The organism is Stieleria sp. JC731 (assembly GCF_020966635.1).
Classification (GTDB): Bacteria; Planctomycetota; Planctomycetia; order Pirellulales; family Pirellulaceae; genus Stieleria.
Window position 1 is genome coordinate 1 of record NZ_JAJKFQ010000005.1, and the last position, 20,037, is coordinate 20,037.

Consider the following 20,037-nt stretch of genomic DNA (forward strand, 5'->3'; position numbering starts at 1 on the left):
CTAAGTCGTAACAAGGTAGCCGTAGGGGAACCTGCGGCTGGATCACCTCCTTTTCTAAGGATTCTTAGAAATAGGTTCCTGCTGGTGACAGCGAGGAATCGAATCCGTGGAAGCGATTCTCAGTTAAGACTCAACAGGAAGCTTCGCTTCAATTTCACCACCAAAACATCACGAAAGCCCGCAGCGGACTGTCGCCAGCCGTTGCGGGTTTTTTCGTGCGCGCATGGTAGCGTAGCAGGTCTGTCTGACGGAGCTGACCGATCGGACGTATTGGACCGATCGGTAATCTGACCGATTGGACGGATCTGACTGATCAGTCTGATTTAGAATCGGTCTGATCTGTCAAATCAGTCTGATCGGTCGGAAATCATCACGACAAATCTGTCGGATCGGTCGGAAATCATTGCGACAAATCTGTCGGATCGGACTGATCGTCTTTTTGGCTTGACAGTCCGACGGAGCTGACTGATCGGACGTATTGGACTGATTGGTGATCTGACTGATTGGACGGATCCGACTGATCAGCCTGATTTGGAATCGGTCCGATCTGTCAAATCTGTCTGATCGGTCGTAAAATCATTGCGACAATTCGGTCAAACCTGCACCGTCCCTTTGCATTCTGGATAGCTGCTGCATCCCCAGAACTGCGATCCCGGATTTTGGCCACCTCGCGCGGTTCTCAACACCATTGGTGCTTCGCACTTTGGGCATTCTGGAATTTTCGCCTTGCTCCCCTGCCCTGGATTCGGTGCTTCGCTGCGGCGCTGTCGTTCGTCCAATCGGGCAATCGCTAGTTGTTCGCTGTAGCCTCCTCCTTTGATATAGCTCTCTTCAAGCTGGGTGATCTGTCGATCGAGCAGAAAGTTCGCTTGGTGGATCAAACAAATCGTTGCGTTGGCTCGAACCTCAGACTCATCGTTGTCGAGCCACTCCGAATACAGGTCCCAGCGTTCTTGGTCGGTTAGCTCAGTGATTTCGCGGTTGGGAGAACTGTTTTGTTCTTTCCAGCGTTTTGGTACTGAGCGGACCAGAAGTGATTGCCGGTCGTCGCGGTTCCAGATTTTCATTCGGCGATGCCGTAGGAAATCTTCGTAATCCAGCAGTAGCTCTTCCAAGCTAGCTCTCGCTACATTCGTCAGCCTTAGTTCTGTTTGTGAACTGACCGCTGAGGCTCGACTGCCTTCGGCAATGTTTTGTCGCCCCGACCGAGCTGCTTGGACCATCTGATCAACAGTCCGTGATCGAGTTTCTACAAACCGTTCGCAAAACCAAACGGTGGAATCATAGATAAGAGTGGCGGTTTGGAAGGATGCCAGTAGACGGTACCCACCGCTCATGCGAATTCTTGACATCGGAGACTGGGATTCGGCGGAAATTGAAATAGTGAAGGCCATGCGATGCCAAGCCATCGGGCCGCGAATCCCGTCGCGTGCGAATCAAGATCTTTCAGGATTCCCGCACCGTCAACCCGGGGGGGCGACGCAGGTCCAGCAATTCCGGCAGGATCCTTTCTAGGAATCTGATGCGCCCGATCCGTCAGCAACTCGGAATCGGCCGCGGGGAACAGTCGATGTCGTGAAACCCGCTTCTTAGATTCGATGTTTGACTTTTCTGTTTGGGCAAGCGTTAACGATTGTGCCGATGTTGTCCGATAAATGGGTTCTAGGAAATAGAACCGCTTCAATCGTTCACGTCGTTATCGACAATCGGATTTGAAAATGTCGCTCGCGCCACCCCGCCTTTGCCGTTGGTCACTACTGCTGTGCATTTGTTTGATCAATGCATGGTGTCTGCGCCCAATGAATGCTGCTGCAGAGCAAAACTCAGCAGAGCAATCCAATCGCGTGACTTGGCGGCCGGTCCGAGCGACCAAAGCGGGCCAAAAGCGAGCCGCGGCGAAAAATGCTGGTAATGCGACGAAGAATGTCCAGCCTGCGGCGTATCACCCCGAAATCACCGAATATTCTGATGTCGTGATCGACGATTCATCATTCGGGAGCTGTGATGGATACGGATGTGATGCTATGGGCTGTGATGCGATGGGAGGTGGAATGCCTCGAAATCGCATTCGAGCACCATTTTCGAATTTGAATTACCGGATTCAGGCAGACTATCTACTTTGGTCCTTGGGTGGTTTTGATCTGCCGGCGTTGGTGACGACCAGCCCCATCGGAACCTCTGCAGCTACAGCGGGTGTGTTGAACCAGAATGGAACCACTGTATTATTTGGTGATGAAGAGGTCGCCGACGATTTGCGTTCCGGAGTGCGGTTGACGTTGCAATGGGATAATCGTTGTGAAAGCGAGGGTTTCGATCTGAGCTTTACTGGGATCTTTGATGACAACGAAACATTTCGCGATAGCCGTTCACTATTGGCTCGACCCGTTTTCGATACAGGGGTCGGTGCGGAGTCCGCGTTGCTGGTGTCGCATCCCGATTTTCTTAGCGGCAGCATCAGTGCCAGCATGGAAAGCAGTCTCTATGCATTCGATGTCATGAGGCGGCAGCGGATTTGCACCGCATTTTGTGACAACCTTGATTTGTCATTCGGTTACCGTCATGGACGCTTGGATGAGTCACTTCGGATGGACCAGCAATCCACCTTCACTCAGGCTCAGGGGCCGATTGTTTCGGGGACTTCACAAAGTCTGTCGGATTTATTCGAAACTGAAAATCGTTTTCATGGTGCACAGTTCGGATTGCGGTATCAATCCCGCTACCGAAACGGTTTGCACCTAACAGCCAACGGAAAGCTGGCTTTTGGTGTCAACCAAGCTGAAGCTCGCATCCGAGGCACGACGACGACCACCGTTCCAGGATCGGGTTCATCCACGACCACAGGTGGTCTATTGGCTCAGGCAACCAATATTGGCGACTATGACCAGTCGGACTTCACTTTGATTCCTGAGTTCGGCATCACTCTTTCGACCTATTTTGATCGAAACCTACAGATCGGAATCGGCTACAACGTGATGGTCTGGACGAATGCGATTCAAGTGGAAGACACCATTGATCGCAACGTGTCACAATTCCCGCCAGAGCTGCCTACGGGGACTCAAGACCCATCATTTGACTTTGATTCGGGAACGTTCGTGGCGCACGGCTTGAATTTCAACGCAGTCTTCGCATTCTAAGTCAACGGGCTTAGAAGAAACCTAAAAAGAAAACCCTGCTCAAAGCTGAGCAGGGTTTTCGATTTGGCTGGGCCGAACACTCAATCTTCCGGTCCCATTGCGCGTCTCGTTCAGCGAAAGCTGAACTGGTTGGTGCGGACCAACTTATACAACGGTGATGGTGAGGACGTCTTCAAACGTCATGCCAAAATGGTCTTCGACTTGAACACGAATGCTGTAGGTTGCCGGTGCTCCCGAAGGCACCTCCGCGGTCGTTTTCAGCTGGTTGTTTTCGATCGTGAACATGGTGTTGTCGGTGTCGCCGGTTCCAGATACCAAGGTGAAGGTATGCACGTCCCAAGTATTGGCATCCGTGGCGGATAGTTCGCCGACAACGGTTCCGGCAGGATCACCGATCGAGACTGATGATGAACTTAGTGCGATGGCTGTCGGTGCCGTGTTTGCTTCGGTGACATCGATCGTGATGACTTCTTCAGTGAATAATCCTGCCGCATCTTGAGCACGAACTCGGATCGAGTACATGGATTGGATCGCGTCATCGACCGCTTCGGTGATTGACAGTGTGCCCCCACTGATCGCGAAGGCATCGTTGTCCGTATCGCCCGTTCCGGAAACTAGCGTGTAGGTGATCGTGTCGCCACTATCCGGATCGTCTGCGGAAAAATCACCAATGTCAGTCGCTGCCAATTCGCCGTCGGCGATCGTACTGAAGCTGATCGCTAGGTTCGATGGAGCTTCGTTGACATCGTCGACCGTGATCGTCAGGGCCTGTTGGAACGTTTCGCCGAAGTTGTCCGTCGCTTGGACTCGAACGGTGTAACTGGTCTTGGTTTCGAAGTCCAAATCGATTGCGGTCACCAATTGATCGCCATCGATCGTGAATGAGGCGTTGTCATCGTCGCCGGTTCCCGCAACGAGTTCGAATACGTGCGAATCGTTCGAATTTGAATCCGTTGCCGAAAGGGTTCCCACAGCCGATCCCGATGCGGAGTCTTCATCGATGTTCGATTGAGACAAAGCGATCGCGGTTGGGGCGGTATTAGCTTCGGTGATATTGATCGTGAATGTTTGGTCGGTGGTTAGACCGCCCGCATCACTGACTTGGACCAAGACGGAGTAGCTCGACTTGGTTGCTTGATCGGCAGTAAACGCTGTCACGAGCTGGTCGCCAGAAATTGTAAATGACGCGTTGTCGTCGTCACCGGTTCCGCTGATCAGCGTGTAGGTAAACGTGTCGCCCGAATCTGGGTCGTCGTTGAAGAACATGCCGACCGTGGTGCCACTGATTTCACCGTCGGCCACATGGTTCGAATCCAAGCTCAGTGTCGAGGCCGCTTCGTTGACGTTCGTCACTGCGATCGTAAACGTTTCTTCGACAGTCAGACCGCCGCTGTCGGTACTGCGAACACGAACGGTATAGGATGACTGGGTTTCGAAGTCTGGCGTGACTGCGAGCTGCAGTTCGTCACCAGAAATCATGAACGAAGCGTTGTTATCGTCGCCCGTTCCAGAGACCAGTGTGTAGGTGAATGTGTCGGATGTATTCGCATCGGTTGTGCTGAGTGTTCCGACTGCTGTACCTGACGCCGTGTTTTCGGCAACGGTCGCAGTGGAAAGGGCGATCGCTGTCGGGGCGACATTCGATTCAGATACCGTGATCGCGATTTCTTCTTCAGTGAATAAACCACCGGAGTCGGTCGCACGGACGCGGACCGAATATGTATTCTTCACAAAAAAGTCGGCCGTAAAGCCGGTCAAAATCTGATTTCCTGAAATCGTAAACGATGCGTTGTCGTCGTCGCCATCGCCGGAAACCAGCGTGTATGTCACCGTATCGCCCGAGTCCGGGTCGGTTACCGAAAGGTTGCCGACTGCGGTTCCGCTTGCCGAACCATTGGCGATGGCTGACGTGTCAATGATAAGGGCCGAAGGGTCTTCGTTTACGTCTGTGACAGTGATCGTAAAGGTGTCTTCGGTGAAAAGGCCAAACGAATCGGTGGTGCGTACCCGGACGCTATACGAGCTTTTCGTTTCGAAGTCCAACGACGTGTTGACGGTCAGCGTGTCGCCATCGATCGCGAAGGATGCATTGTCCGTATCGCCTGTTCCTGAAACCAACGTGTAGGTAAACATGTCGGTGTTGTTTGCGTCCGTTGTCGATAGCGTCCCGACCGTGTCATCAATAGCGGCATCTTCGGCCACAGTGTTGTTTGACAGAGCGACAGCGGTTGGTGCGACGTTCTGCCCGGTGACCGTGATCATAAAGGTCTGTTCGGCGGTCAAGCCACCAGCGTCTTCGACTTGAACACGCACCGAATAGGAAAGCTTCGTCGCTTGGTCGGCGGTGAACCCGGTGACCAACTGACCGTTGGAAATCGTAAACGAGCCGTTGTCATCGTCGCCGGTGCCGGAGACCAACGTATAGGTCAGCGTGTCACCTGTATCGGGGTCATCGCTGGAGAACGTTCCGACCGTCGTGCCAGAGGCTTCGCCATCAGCAACGCTGGCATGATCTAGCGTGATTGTGGTTGCGGCTTCGTTCACGTCCGTGACCGTGATCGTGAAGACCTCTTCGACGAATAGGCTGGTCGAATCGGTGCTGCGAACGCGGATGGTATAAGTGTCTTTCGTTTCGAAGTCGAACGACTCGGTTGTGATCAAAGAGCTACCGGAGATCGTAAACGAAGCGTTGTCGTCATCGCCGGTGCCCGAGACGAGTGTGTAAGTATGTGTGTCACCGGAGTTGGAATCCGTTGACGAAAGAGTCCCGACGGTCGTTGAGGTGTTGCTGTTCTCTGCGACGGTGTCGCTGCTTAATGCGATCGCTGACGGTGCCGAGTCACCTTGCGTGATGGTGAAAACTTGTTCGAAGGTGTTTCCACCTGAATCTGTCGTGCGAACACGAACGCTATAGGTCGTCTGGGATGAAAAATCGATCGTTGCGGCGGTCACCAGTTCGTCGCCGCTGATGGCGAATGATGCGTTGTCAGTATCACCTGTACCGGAAACCAGTGAGTATGTGAATGTTTCACCCGCATCGACATCTGTGGAGGTCAACGTGCCGACGGAGGTTCCCGAAACGGCATTGTCACCGACGGTGGAATTGCTGATCGCGATTGCCGTCGGTGCTTCATTGACGTCCGTAACGGTGATTGTGAAGGTCTGCGTTGTCGACAGGTCTCCGGCATCGGTGCTGCGGACGACGACGCTGTAGCTAGACTTGGTTTCGAAGTCCAACGAAGTTCCGACTTGAAGGTTGCTACCGGAAATTGTAAACGCGGTACTTGATGTATTTCCGTCGACCGAAACGATGCTGTAGGTGTGTGTGTCTCCGCTATCCGCATCGGTGGTGCTAAGGGTTCCGATCGTGGTCCCGGTCGCGCTGTTCTCGGCAATTGTCATGTTGTCAATTGCGATCGCGGTAGGAGCAGTGTTGTCGTGTTGGACAGTGATCGTGAAGGCTTTCTGAATCGATCGTCCGGTCGAATCTGTCGATTGAACGCGGATGGACAAAGTGTCTTGTACCGAGGCATCGAAGGTTGCCGCAGTCACCAGCGAATTTCCGCTAATCGTGAATAACGCGTTATCTGTCGAGCCGCTTCCGCTGACCAAACTGTAGGTGTGCGTGTCGCCCGAATCAGGGTCGACCGTCGATAGCGTCGCAACCGTGGTTCCTACGGTAGTGTTGTCATTGATCGTTGATGCAGAAAGGCTGACCGAAGTTGGTGCCTGAGCGTCAGGGAGGTCAGGGATATTTGGGGTGGACAGACCGACGACTTGGCGAAGAAGGTCGCTAGAATCCAGTGGGCTTAATTCACCATTGCCACTGACATCGCCAATCAGCATCGGATCGACGGTCGGATAAAGTGTTGTCGATGTTGATGTCGACGTTGGGTTTGTAAAGACGAAACCCGAGTCCAAGCCGACACCGACGCGTGAAATCAATCGAGCATCTTCGGCATCGTAGCGTTGGTTGCGGTTCGCATCACCTGGGAAAGCAACCACTTGGATTGCGTCATCGACATCAGCAGTAATCCCGCCGGCGTTGACGTCCAGTGAAGTGATGCGGATGACCTGCATCGCACCGTACGTTGCGTCTTCGGGAACGGTTGCAATGATATCGACAATGTCGGCAGCGCCCGCAGACATTGGACCAACACTAAAGAACGTAATCTTCGCCACACCAGGTGTGGTCAAGTTGGATTGGACTTGGCTACCGGTCGGTGCGTCGTTTCCTAATTGAACATCGGTGATGTCCAACAGATCTGGATCGAACTCGACAGTCAAGGTGACCGACGTGACGCCATCGGCATCACTCAGCTGAATCGGCAGTCCCGGTGGAAGGCTGTTTCCGGTGGTATCGACAGGAACTTGGACCGCTTGGGTTGGTCCGCGGACGATGTCGGGAATTCCGACAGTCAAAGTGTTGCTGCTGCTGACGGTGAACGTATCGACAAAGTTTCCGCCGGCGCTTGCGTTGTTGTCGCCATCAAGCAACTCGCCATCGGCCAAGTCGGTAAACCCATCGCTTGCGCTTCGCAGCGTTGCTGTGTAGGTATCCGCTGGCAATGCACCTCCGGTCGCGACGAATGTTAGCGTCGTGCCATCGATGATAAACGAACCATCGACCGCACCTCCGCTAGCGCCGCTAAGTGTGACATCTGCGTCGCCTGCCAATCCATTTTCCGAGTCATAGAGGTTGATCAGAGACGAATCAATCTCTTCGCTCAGTTCGACAACAAAGCCACTCGGAGTGGGCGTGAACGAAGAGATCGTCGCCGCGAGAACACGCCGCGATTCAAGTGCTTCCAGCCGAGCTTTTCGGCCTTTGCGTGTCGCAATACGTTTCCGATTCTTGGGGGAACGTTGTGACTGAACGAGCGAAAATAGGGCTTTAGTTACTTGACGCATATCGTGTGAGACCTATGCCGGTCACTGCCGGGTTCAACGGGGTGGGGCAGTCCATTGCTTGATCGACCGCCTGGACAATCCATTTGTCGGCGGAAGGCTGGGGAGAAACGGGCATGGGTCAGCCTGTCCTTTTGTGGCGGAATCTTTTCAAACAATGTCACACCACTTCCGATAATTTTTTCTCGCCAACCCGAAAAACAATCAACATTCATGAGAAGGTAAGTCACGGTGTGACATTCGCCGACAAAAATCCTACTAATGAATCGTAGGGCGACCAAAAGCAGGTCCACCCGCTGACCATCCGACCGCTGATCCACGTTTCGAGATAATGCAATGAGAAGACGCCGCCCGATATTTCAGTTGCTGACGGACCGTCGGCTGCTAGCGGCCGTCGACATCCCTGATGATCTGTCGGCGGCTCCAGCAGCGGTGGTGACGGTGCCGGTCAATATCGACGACGCGGCTGGGGTTCGCGGTGCGGAAATCCGTCTATCGTTTGACCCCGATGTCTTGCAGCTAAGCGAAGAAGACGTCGCCGCAGGCAGTGTTTGGGACGGCCAGACCGATACGGAAGTCATCGTCAATATTGATAACTCCGCCGGGACGGTCGTGATCTTTGTGTCGGCATCGGCACAGCTGGGAACCGGATCGGGATCCTTGGTCGACTTGGAATTCGAAGTTGATTCATCCGTTGCTGTTGGCGAAACATCGGATCTCGATCTGACAAGTGTTGTGCTCAATGAAGGTCAAGTCAGCGTCTCACCGACGCCGATTTCCGGTTCCGACCAGAATGATGGACTGTTTACCGTCACCGCGACGGGTGACGATTCCATTTCGGGATTCGTTTTCGCTGATGCGAACGGCAATGGCCAAATTGATTCTGGCGAAGCGATCGGTGGCGTGACAATTACGTTGACGAACAATTCCACCGACGCACAAGTTCAGGTGGAGACTGATAGCGATGGCGCGTATCAGTTCACTGACCTCGCCGCGGGCAGCTACACGTTGACCCAGACTCAGCCAACGGCCTTTGCCGAAGGTGGCGCGAACACCATTTCGCTCACATTGACGACAGGCAGTTCTCTCGAGGATCAAAACTTTATCGAAGGCGGCCTACTGCCACAGTACTTTCGGACCCGATTGCTGAGCACTTCAGTCATGCCGGTGGGGTCGACCGACTGGGCAACGGAAGTGACTCGCATTACGACCGAAGCCCAAAACGGCACAAGTCCTACAGCACCCGTTCACAGCACGACAGTCTCCGCTTCGGCAATGATGAGTGCAGAGGTTGTTGCGGCAACTTCCCAAGCGGTGACAGCGTTCCAAAGCGAAGCCGCTTCCGACACGGTTCCGGTTGTCGGTCTGCGTAGTTTATTGGCTGCCGAAGCCGAGTTTCCAGAGTTGTCACTCGCCGCTGCTGTCCCGATTGATGCCGTGGCCATCCAAGAAGAGGCGATCCACGAAGAGTCCTCGGGCGTGATCGCCAAAGATTCCAACGACGAAGACCGCGATGAAGTGGTCGACCGTGTATTCGCGTCGGGACTTTGGTAGGCGACTGATTTCGTCTGGACGCGATGGAGTTTAGGCGATCGGTCGATCAGCCCCTTCGTCCGTTTTGCAGGGGATCCAGCGGTTACGGAGTTTGCCTGACGACCGCAATTCTTTTTCGATTCACCTGTCGTGTTTGGAAGTTTCGATGCTTGAGCACGTTGACCTTGCCGTCAGCGATCAAAACGCGGTACATGGCATTGACCGGTCGTTTTTCGCCGGTTGTCACATGGTGGCAAGATGCCTCTCTTATCTGAATCGAAACCTGTATGGTCGAACGAAAACGCAACTTGGTGGCGGAGAGTTTAGAGTCGCGGCAGTTGATGGCCGCCGTTTCGCTCGATACCGTCTGGGATCAGCATTCCAAACGTTTGACCGCGCCAATGCATGTGACTGAGGCTGCCGGAGTCCGAGCGGCTGAAATTCGAATCCAATATGACCCTTCGGTATTGACGACCGACGAGGAAAGCATCCGAGCCGGTGCGATCTGGGAGGAGAACGCGGCTTTGGTTGTCAATGTGGATGAAGAACAGGGAACGATCGTCGCATTTCTTTATACGGCCGAATCGGTACCCGCAGATCATGGCGATCTGATCGAAATCGATTTTGAATACGCTTCACCACGATCAAAACGCATGTCGACAAAGATCGATGTTCAAGAAGTGGAATTGAACGAAGGTGCAATAGCGTTAGATCAGCCTCCTGTCATCGGTGACGATGACGCCGACGCATGGGTTTCACGTCAAGTCCATCGACGTCACCACGCCCATTGGCGACCACCTTTTCAGCCGTCTGTTGTCGACACCGTTTTGCGTGACCGATTCGATGACCTCGATGATCGATGCCAATATGGTCCGCAGCTTCCACGCTGGGCTAGCTAGCGTTTAACTTTTCTGGTTTGCTCAGTGAAGCCGGTGCCGCAAAGGGATGCCTTTCCAGCGGTTCCGCTTTGGTATCGCGAACGGTTTTACTTTGTCGACGATACTCCGCTGGTGATTGACCGTTCCAGCGCCGGAACGCGGTACTGAACGATGATGGGGATTCGTAGCCGACCAGCAATGCGATATTCGAAATTTCTATATCGCTCTCGTGCAGCAACCGACTCGCTTTCTGCATTCTCAAATCGGTGACGTATTGCAGCGGCGGCAGTCCTAAGATGTTTCGAAATCGATCCGAAAAGGCAGACTTGCTAACGCGGGCAAGTCGAGCCATCTGTGGAACGGTCCATTGCGATTCCGGCGCGACGAGCACCTGTTTAATTACCGGGCCAATCACCGTGTCGGTCATCGCGCGAACGACACCCGAAGATGCCGGTCCATTGACGTCGCGAGAAGTCCGACGTAGTTCAGCCGTTAGCGTGCGGATCAGAACAAGTTCACCGAGCTTTCGTACAATCGCTTGCCATCCCGGTTCACCGTCTTGGGCGACTTGTTGAATCAGGTCGATGATAGGCAAACAGGATTTCAACTCTGTATCACGGCGATGGTTTAAGTGCACAACCTCGGGAAGCCCGATCGACAATGGGTTGGAATTCAATTGGTCAAGCTCGAATTGAGCATGGATGATTTCACACGTATCTTGGTCACTCGGAATGATTGGCCAAGTCGGTGCTGCCAACCGTTCGGAAACCGGTTCGGCTGAAGCTTGTTGACTGCGGACGAAGCGATGCCCGATCCCTGATGTCGTAATTAAATGGTCGCCGCTGACGATTCGTATCGGATCCATTTCGGGATCATCGAATAGGATCCAACCGCTGCCCTGGGTCATTACATGAAGGCAGACCGTTTTGTCGGGAATTTCGATACCCCAATTTCCACTCAATCGCCAGGTCGCTGCCTGCCAACCGGGGAGGTACAGTCTGGAGATCATCTCGGTGATCGGATCGGATTGCAGTGGCGTCATCGGCCCCAGCACTTCTATTGGAGGCAACGGGATTGATCACGTTCATCCCAAAGCTGGGGAACGCGCGAACGAACGTCCGTTGCTATAAGAGACGGAAACCGGACCGACGGTGTCACACCGCCAAAGAGAAACTTTTTTCGTCCGGCGATTTAGCGTCTTTTAGAGTGTTAGCGATCCAAATCGTTTATTGTTCGACCGCCGCGTCAGCTTGATTCTGAGAGGCGGTGGTTAGCAATAGGCCGCCTGCAACCAAGATTCCGCTCAGGGTGATTCCCGAGCGTTTTGACGCCCGTTTGTCTCGGTCGCTTTCCGAATCATCCGAGCCATCGTCCGACGGGCCATCCCAACGGGCTACTAGGTCGGAACCGGGCTCATTTTCAAGGTCGCTGTCTAAACCGGGCGCATCGGCGAGTTGGAAGTTGCGTATACGCCCGACATTTGGAGCCAATTGGACACGCAGTCCCGTCTTGCCACTGGCGGCGAAAGTGTGGGGAAGCGAGCTTCCGGTGATCTGAATCAAGCCCCCATCGTCATCCACCGAGGCCGATACGGAATCACGTGAAACGCTTGGAGACGTGATCGCCGGTGCGGATGTTGGTGGTGGGCCTGCGGACTTTCCAGTGACCGGTTGGCCAATAGACGATGGATTTGTAGCCGGTTGAATAGTGGCGTTCGCGGTCTGAAGATCGATATGCCAGACATTATTCGTCGTGCGAGCTTCTGGAAGATCGAACAACGCTTCGGCGGAATCGAGTTTGCGAAGTTCGATTAAGCCACCTTCTTCATCTTCAAAGTCAACGACAGGCCGCTTGGGTTTCGGACGTTTGCTGATCGGAAACTCCTGTTGAATACCATCATCAGAGCCAAATTCTGGCGGCAACGATGAAGGCTCTTCGGCAATCGAGTTGATGCTTTGTTCCAGGATATCGACATCAATTTGAGCAGAACCTGTCGCTTGCAGGATTTCACTCGGTGAATCAAACAGCGTTTCAAAATCCGCGTCTTTGGATTCGAATTTAACCAGCACGGGGGAGACTGCGATCTGTCGACGAGGTCCTGGGAAGCGACGCCCAAGTTCTTCCACGGCCCGTTCGAAAGACGCTGCAACGCGTTCTGGAAATACACGATCCACTTCAGGGGGCAGCTGCCCGTCTGGATCCAATGCATCAGACGGAGCGGGCCGGTCGAAGCTTTCCAAAACGGTAGGATCGAAATCACGAAGTACAAAGACATTGATGGGTTTGCCATCAAGAGTGAACGCGATTTCATCACCCGGGCTATGGGCGGGCGTTCTGTCAGAAGCCTTCTGTTGGGGAGTTAGCAGCTGTGAAAAAAATGCCGCTCCCCCGTCGTCACCAGCCTCCAAAAGCACTCGGCGCGGTGGCAATTCAATCGCATCATCGATACCCGAGAAGATTGCAGCGGCCAGCATGGTGCGCATTTCCAAACGTTCGACGTTCAGCGGACGTCGAATCGGCGGATTTTTTCGCTGTGCATTCTTTTGCTGTGCAGCCGCGTTTTGCACCGGTTGTGAATTCTTCATAGGGGATCGGAATGGTTTCAAACGTTAGTTCGTCAGATTCCTTCGAGCGACGAGTTTGGTTTTAGTTCACGGTACTCTGGACGATCGAAAAACTGAGGCGGCGGTTCGAACCCTTTTTGAATCGCCAGTTGTACAGTTTCCTTGGCAAAGTCGATACAAGCCACCTGCGTGATGTTCGTTGGATGTTGATTCTTTTCAAGCAGCCTAATCACGGCAGCAGTCGCAAGGAATTCATCGGCAACGCTCGCTAGACGAGTTCCATCGTTTTCCCACAGTTGCCGTCGTTGCAATGTGAATTCGATCGATTCGTCGGTGTTCCGATCATCGCGAAGCAGACGGGCACAATTGTAAAAGTGTTTGCTGAGGTATTCACGGTAGCGGGGGACTTCGGAGGCAGTCCGGTGGGCAACCATTTGGTGCTTGACAGCCTTGCGATACGATTCCAAAGCTCGCTTGGTTTGATGAAGTTTTTCCTGAACGAAGCCAAGGTTGTTGAGGATGCCGCCGAGCGTGCTCTGGATCTCGGCATCCTCGGTGAATTCATTGACTAGGTTCTGTTGAAACAGCAACGCTTGATCGAATGCTTCGCGTGCGTGTTCAAAATCGCCTTGTGACGCAAGAGCCAACCCAAGGTTGTTTTCAGTCACAGCTAGGTCACGCTGATGGGCAAGCGAAAACGGTTGACGATCGTGTAGCTGTCGTTGGATGTCTGCGGCTTGCCGATAGGACTCGATTGCCCCACCGGGATCACCGTAGGCAGAATGCGCTGCTCCCAGGCTATTGAGCGTCAACGCGACTTGGCTCGCAAGTTTCGAATCACTTTGATTGCGATTTAACGCTTCGATTTGAATCTGCAAAGCTTCTTGAGCGTATTGGATCGATTTGGCTGGCGCCTTGTCCGCAAGCAACCCACTGAGGTTTTGATAAGTGGATGCCAGCTGCCGCTGCAACGTTTCGTTGTCTTCTTGAGTGCTCGCGATTTCCAGGCTGCGCTGCAGTGTTTTTTCGGACTCTTCGATCCGATTAGTTTTTCCAAGTAGCAGCGCATAGTTGCCCATCGAAAGCGACAATGCCGTTTGAAACTCAGGCGAATCGGGCGATTTCGCAATCAACGAATTGCCTAAAGAAATCGCCGAGATGTAATGTTCCTCGGCCGATTGATATTGTCCTGCCCGTTCGAGCGCCAGTGCCAGATTGTTTTCGCTCGTTGCGAGTTGGTTACTCAGTTCAGTATCGGTTGGCGAGTTCGCAACCAATTTCTCTAACAGCGCACGGGACAGTTCGAGAGAGTCGATCGCGATTTCCGAAGATCCAATTTCGTTTTGCAGTGATCCGATTTTGCCGTACGTGATTGCTAGGTCGTGCGTCAGTTTAGGATCGTCGTCGGCTTGTTCGGCGAACTTCTCGTAGTATGTCAACGTCTCTTGAAGCAATTGACGTCGTACCGATTCTGCCTCGGGGATATCGGCAAGCAACTCGGCCATCTTTGCGCCAAGCTGGTCCACTGTGGTTCTGGCAAGTTGTCCACTCCGTTTGGCAAGGAGCGCGTTCCGGTCAGATTCCTGCTTTGCCGATGCGATCAAAGCGGTGCTGATCGCGAGAATGAAAAGTAAGACGATTCCGGAGGCAAGTCCAACCGCAACGGCTTTCTTGCGAGTCATCGCCCACAATGCGAGCCGGTCCAATTGGGTCGGGGCCCGTGCCAGGGTGGGCGTGCCTTCGAGTGCTCTCTGTAAATCCTGTGCGAATTCCAACGCGGTATCGTAGCGATGGTCTCTGCTTTTCGACATCGCTTTGGCGATGACCGTTTCGATCGCCTTGGGGATATCCGATCGTATCGAACTGATCGGAGGCGGCAGACGTTCTTCGATTTGTCGCAGCACCACAGGTGTTTCGCCGCCCTCGAACGCCGGACGTAAACAAAGCATTTCGTACAACGTCACGCCTAGTGAATAGACATCTGTGCGTCCATCCACGATGGCTGATTCGCCCCTGGCTTGTTCAGGGCTCATGTATTTCATGGTGCCCACGATGTCGCCGCTTCGCGTCATCGAGGCTTCCGTTTGACATCGGGCCAAACCGAAGTCGGTGACCCAAACCTTTCCATCGTTACCAAGCAACAAGTTCGAAGGTTTGATGTCGCGATGGACGATCCCGGTTTCATGGGCCGCATGAAGAGCGCCGGCAATCTGGATGGCTTCGGTGACGCAATCCGAATAGTCAGGCTGAATCTGTTTGTCGCGTTGTTCAACGATCCGTTCGCCAAACGATTGCCCGTCGACAAATTGCATCGCGTAGTAATGCACGCCACGGTCCATCCCAACCGTGTAAACGGGAACGATACAAGGATGATTGAGCTGCGCTGCGGCTTGAGCTTCGTGTTTAAACCGTGTGATTTGTCTTGCATCCAGTACGGCTGCAAAGGGCAACAGCTTGATCGCGACAACTCGGTCCAACGAAATTTGTTGAGCGCGATAAACAACACCCATGCCTCCGCGGCCGACTTCTTCGATCAACTTAAAGTCGCCGAGGACAGATTCTCCCGGATCGGTTTGAGCTGCTTCGTCGGTTCTGAAATTGCGAGGCGAAAAGCCAGCGGCAACTTGATGCAAATCTTCGAGTCCATTGACATAGGATTTCAATGGATCAAGAAGTTCCGGATCATCACCGGCCAGCTCGGCGATATCGGGCGGTGTGCCCTGTTCCAAAAGCGACAGATAGCGATCCAGCAATGTGGCCAATCGGTCCTTCTGCGCAGCAGTCAAATGCCGGGTCATTGCCGGTTCGACGCTCAGATCGGTCACCGAAAAATCTTGCATCACTGAAGTCTTGCATCACAGGGTGGTTGCACCCCAGGTTGATCACTAGGCCTGAGGCTCGTCACAGGTTTGTTTGAACTTGTCCATCGCTCGCAACCAAAGCATGCGAACAGTCCCGGGCCGTCTTTCCAGTCGCTCAGCGATTTCATTGAAAGATAGGCCTTGCAGGTTCCGAAGCACGATCACGTCACGATATTCGGGACGTAGCTTTGCCAACTGGTCAGCCAACTCGACCGCGCGTTCTCGTCGCCGAGTCGGTTCGCTTGGCGAGGGCCCACGATCGGTCAGGATGTTGGCGAAGTGACAAACACTTTCATCAAGCTGGGCGCTAATCGCTTCGATCGAAATCTCACGGCGCATGTCACGCTTTTGCGCGTGGAAATGGGTGTCGATCGCGTCACGGAGGCAATTCATCAATATCTGTCGTAGCCAGCACAGCAGTTCGGGTTCGCTGGCGCCGCGAAAGTTATCAAAGTCGCGGTGGGCAGCCAGCATGGTTTCTTGGACAAGATCCGAAGGATTCATTCTGCGTCGCAGCCGCTGGTCAAGCTGAGTGGTCGCCAGGACGGTGAGGTAGTTGCGGTACAGCTGTAGCAAGTCACCTAGAGGCCCAAGATCCGCCTTCGGGTTATCCGATTCGCCACGAGCCAGAGCGAGAAGTTCGGGCATCGAAATCGGATCGTCAAACGTCAAGTTCGGAGGGTTGGACGTTGCTTCGTGATTCGACATGGCTTCGTCGTAAGACATGGCAGTTTGATAAGTCGTTTCCGCCGGAGATTTCAGACCAGGTACCGCTGCTGTTTTATGTATATCGATGTTTTTTAAAGCACCCCGTCAGTCAAGCTGCGCCAAAAACCTCTCTGATGCACTGGGAAAAGTACCGCTTTGACGACAATCACGACGATTCGGTTCCAAGCTAGGCTGCTGGGCCAGTAGCGTGGTGAAATGGCAAAGAAAATTCGGCAATCGGGCAACTTGCAGATCGCCAACGCGAGAATCGTAACGACAAGAAGCTTCGATCATTGCTCGACCGAGCCGTTGTTCAAGTCCGAGGTGGCCTCGATGGCGGGTATCAGCCTCGTTTCCATGCCCATTTGCTAGGGTTTTAACCAGTCAGGTCTTCAGCGTATCCCATTCTGAGTCTATTCAAGTTCTGGAGAAACGCAGATTAGTTTTGTGTGCCATCACGGTCGGGTTTATAGGCGGCTGTTGCAGAGGGGGCCGTGGACACTTTGACATTCATCCGGGCTTTTCAGTTAAACTACTAAACCCCTCCTTCGGTTCCCCGCCAAGTAACCGGCCCATGACTGCTCCTCGCGTAGATTTTGTTCAGCGATTCCTGTTTCCGAAGCTGACGCTGTGCCTCGCATTCAGCGTGCATTGCCTCGGACTGGGCTTCGGACTGGGGCTTTGCGGGCACGTTTATGCTGGCGAAGCGGATGACGCAACGATGTTTTTCGAGTCATCCATTCGGCCTCTGTTGGTGGAACATTGTCTGGATTGTCATTCCAGTGATACCGAGGCTAGCGGCGGTCTTGAACTTGATTCTCGTGTCGGCTGGGAGGAAGGTGGTGATCTTGGAACAGCCGTCGTTCCCGGCGAACCGACGCTCAGCTTGCTGATCACTGCGATCGAATTTGACGACCCCGATCTGCAAATGCCACCCGACGGCAAGTTGGATCAAAAGGCGATCGATGCGTTTCGAAAGTGGGTCGAACTGGGGGCACCGGATCCTCGTGAACCCAGCCAATCCGGCACACCTGCGAATCGCTCCAGCGGTCTGTCCGTTGCCGATGCGCAGGATCATTGGGCCTACCGACCATTATCAACGCAAACAGGTTTTTCGATTGATGGATGGATCGATGCCAGGCTAAACGAAGCTGGGCTTGTACCTGCTGCGCCTGCCGAACGCCGTGTGCTCGCAAGGCGACTGTCGTTCGACCTTTGTGGTTTACCACCGACGCGTGAATTGGTCGATGCTTTCGTGAAGGATGATTCGCCTGATGCCTACGAACACTTGATTGAGAATCTGCTTTCGTCTCCCGCCTATGGCGAGCATTTGGCTCGTCGTTGGATGGATGTCGCTCGCTATGCCGAGTCGATCACACTTCGTGGTTTCATTTTGCCGGAAGCATGGCGATACCGAGACTACCTGATCGAGTCATTCAATTCGGATCGACCCTTCGATCAGATGATCCGCGATCAGTTGGCGGGAGACCTACTACCATCGGCTGATCCCGAAGAGACCCGGCGACGCGCAATAGCAACTGCATTCCTGGCGATGGGGAATTCCAATTTGGAGGACCAGGACAAGACAAAACTTGAATTCGATCATCTCGATGAACAGTTGGAAACGATCGGACGAGCCTTCTTGGCCCAGACCATCGGTTGTGCCCGATGCCACGACCATAAATTTGATCCCATTCCCACACGCGACTACTACGCACTGGCTGGTATCTTTCGCTCAACAACCCCGCTAAAGCATGCGAACCTATCGAAGTGGATCGAACAGCCGTTGCCGCTTGAAGCATCTCAACAGGTCAAATATGAACTGCTCGATGATGTGTTGAAGAAAGCTCGGCCAGCCCTCCGTCAGCTGGACGAACAGATCAAGGAGTTGGGAAAGTCGACAATTGATCATGTCGACATCGAGTCATTGCCAGGTTTCGCGGTCGACGACAACGATGCAACCTTTGTCGGTGAATGGACTGAAAGCTCGTTTATCAAACCGTATGTCGGATCAGGGTATCGACATGACGGGACGACTGGGCAAGGCATGAAAACCGCGACATTTGAACCGGCCAATCTGCCGACCGGAGACTACGAGGTTCGTCTCGCGTACACCGCACATGCGAATCGAGCGACGAATGTGACAGTGACCGTTTTCAGCGCGAATGAATCCAAAACGATTCTGGTCAATCAACGCAAAACTCCCGATATCAATGGCGTTTGGATTTCGTTGGGGACCTATCCGTTCGAAGCAGACGGTCAGGCGTTTGTAATCGTTTCCAACGCGAACGCAGACGGATGCGTGATCGCAGACGCGGTGCAGTTCATCCCTGCTGAAGGCGTCAACGATGGCTCGCCAGTGGATGTTGATGCGGTGGATCAGAAGAAACTGGCCAAACTGCGAAGCCATCGTGCGGAGCTCGCAAAGCAATTGTCGATAGCCGAAGCCGAACTAAACGGTCGTCCGAAGTACTTAACGATCATGGAATCGGAACCGAAGCTCGAAACGAACATTCGTATCCGTGGAAATACGCATCAGCTTGGTGACCCTGTACCGCGTGGCTTTTTGAGCGCGATCGGTCCCGCCAGCGAGTATGCTTCGCTGATCGATCAAACCGGAAGTGGACGAGTTCAACTGGCGGGCTGGATCGCGGACTCACGCAACCCATTAACGGCACGCGTCTATGCCAATCGTGTGTGGTCTTGGCTGATGGGTGAAGGTCTGGTTCCAACTGAAAACAATTTTGGCACCACGGGGCGTTCACCGACTCATCCTGAGTTATTGGACTACTTGGCCGATGAATTGATTCGCCATGACTGGTCGACAAAGCACTTGGTTCGTTTAATCGTTTCAAGTAAAGCTTATCGACGTTCCACCGCCGAAAGCGAAATGTGCCGTAGCATCGATCCAGAAAATCAATTGTGGTCTCGCTTTCGAATGAAACGGTTGCCGGTTGAATCGGTTCGCGATGCCATGTTGTTCTTCAGCGGCGAGCTGCGATCGACGATGTTCGGCGAAACGATTCGAGAAGGCACCAAGTCGGACTATGACTACCAACATGGTTTGCCTAGGCGAAGTGTGTATCAACCTGTCTTTCGGAATTCGCTGCCGCCTCTGTTCGAAGTCTTTGATTTTGCAGACGCCAGCGTTTCGGTTGGGCAACGGTCGCGGAGCACCGTCGTTTCGCAATCGCTAGCGATGATGAATGATCCCTGGGTGATAAAACGGGCGACCAAAGCTGCGGAACGGTACAGGATCGATTTTCAGTCGCCATCGCTGCAACTGATCGATGAAATCTATCAAGACTGCTTCGGGCGATTGCCCAGTGACGACGAACGGCAGCTTTGTTTGACGTTTTTGAACGCGTCAGCGAAAGAATCCTTCCGGCAAAAGCTCGTCGATTTGATTCAATCGCTATTCGCGTCGACCGACTTTCGATATCTGGAGTAA

At 53.5% G+C, this 20,037-nt stretch carries 10 protein-coding genes and 1 rRNA gene; 5 read left to right on the forward strand and 6 right to left on the reverse strand.

The features are described from left to right. Positions 1 to 53 (forward strand): 16S ribosomal RNA (locus LOC67_RS11325); the annotation flags it as partial. Positions 54 to 593: 540 nt separating this feature from the next. Here LOC67_RS11325 and LOC67_RS11330 read toward each other — a convergent pair. Continuing rightward, positions 594 to 1,352, reverse strand: a complete 759-nt coding sequence (locus LOC67_RS11330) for a four helix bundle suffix domain-containing protein (RefSeq protein ID WP_230262714.1) — start codon at positions 1,350 to 1,352, stop codon at positions 594 to 596. Positions 1,353 to 1,799: 447 nt separating this feature from the next. Here LOC67_RS11330 and LOC67_RS11335 point away from each other — a divergent pair, with 447 nt between their 5' ends. Then, positions 1,800 to 3,134 carry a BBP7 family outer membrane beta-barrel protein gene (locus tag LOC67_RS11335; RefSeq protein ID WP_230262715.1) on the forward strand — a complete coding sequence of 445 codons (1,335 nt, stop codon included), beginning with the start codon at positions 1,800 to 1,802 and terminating at the stop codon, positions 3,132 to 3,134. 144 nt (positions 3,135 to 3,278) lie between these two features. Here the strand turns inward: LOC67_RS11335 and LOC67_RS11340 are convergent, their stop codons facing one another. Further along, positions 3,279 to 8,045 carry a beta strand repeat-containing protein gene (locus LOC67_RS11340; protein ID WP_230262716.1) on the reverse strand — a complete coding sequence of 1,589 codons (4,767 nt, stop codon included), beginning with the start codon at positions 8,043 to 8,045 and terminating at the stop codon, positions 3,279 to 3,281. Positions 8,046 to 8,378: 333 nt separating this feature from the next. Here LOC67_RS11340 and LOC67_RS11345 point away from each other — a divergent pair, with 333 nt between their 5' ends. Both LOC67_RS11345 and LOC67_RS11350 read left to right on the forward strand, forming a co-directional pair. Next, positions 8,379 to 9,596, forward strand: coding sequence for a cohesin domain-containing protein (locus LOC67_RS11345; protein WP_230262717.1), 1,218 nt, complete (start codon positions 8,379 to 8,381; stop codon positions 9,594 to 9,596). A 266-nt stretch (positions 9,597 to 9,862) separates the two neighbouring features. Then, positions 9,863 to 10,474: a cohesin domain-containing protein gene (locus tag LOC67_RS11350; protein WP_230262718.1), complete on the forward strand. Its 612-nt coding sequence runs from the start codon at positions 9,863 to 9,865 to the stop codon at positions 10,472 to 10,474. On the opposite strand, the gene LOC67_RS11355 is transcribed toward LOC67_RS11350, so the two are convergent. From LOC67_RS11355 to LOC67_RS11370, 4 genes are all read right to left on the reverse strand, one after another. Beyond that, positions 10,467 to 11,522, reverse strand: coding sequence for an AraC family transcriptional regulator (locus tag LOC67_RS11355; protein ID WP_230262719.1), 1,056 nt, complete (start codon positions 11,520 to 11,522; stop codon positions 10,467 to 10,469). The two genes, LOC67_RS11350 and LOC67_RS11355, sit on opposite strands and share 8 nt — an antisense overlap. 157 nt (positions 11,523 to 11,679) lie before the next feature. Continuing rightward, a complete protein-coding gene (locus tag LOC67_RS11360) occupies positions 11,680 to 13,038 on the reverse strand; it encodes a hypothetical protein (RefSeq protein ID WP_230262720.1) in 1,359 nt (452 codons plus the stop codon). Positions 13,039 to 13,070: 32 nt separating this feature from the next. Then, positions 13,071 to 15,857: a serine/threonine-protein kinase gene (locus LOC67_RS11365; RefSeq protein ID WP_230262721.1), complete on the reverse strand. Its 2,787-nt coding sequence runs from the start codon at positions 15,855 to 15,857 to the stop codon at positions 13,071 to 13,073. 45 nt (positions 15,858 to 15,902) lie between these two features. Continuing rightward, on the reverse strand, positions 15,903 to 16,526 hold the full coding sequence (locus LOC67_RS11370; protein ID WP_410001141.1) for a sigma-70 family RNA polymerase sigma factor: 624 nt from the start codon (positions 16,524 to 16,526) through the stop codon (positions 15,903 to 15,905). Positions 16,527 to 17,160: 634 nt separating this feature from the next. Between LOC67_RS11370 and LOC67_RS11375 the strand changes: the two genes are divergently transcribed. Beyond that, complete coding sequence (locus tag LOC67_RS11375) at positions 17,161 to 20,037, forward strand: DUF1553 domain-containing protein (RefSeq protein WP_230262723.1); 2,877 nt, start codon at positions 17,161 to 17,163, stop codon at positions 20,035 to 20,037.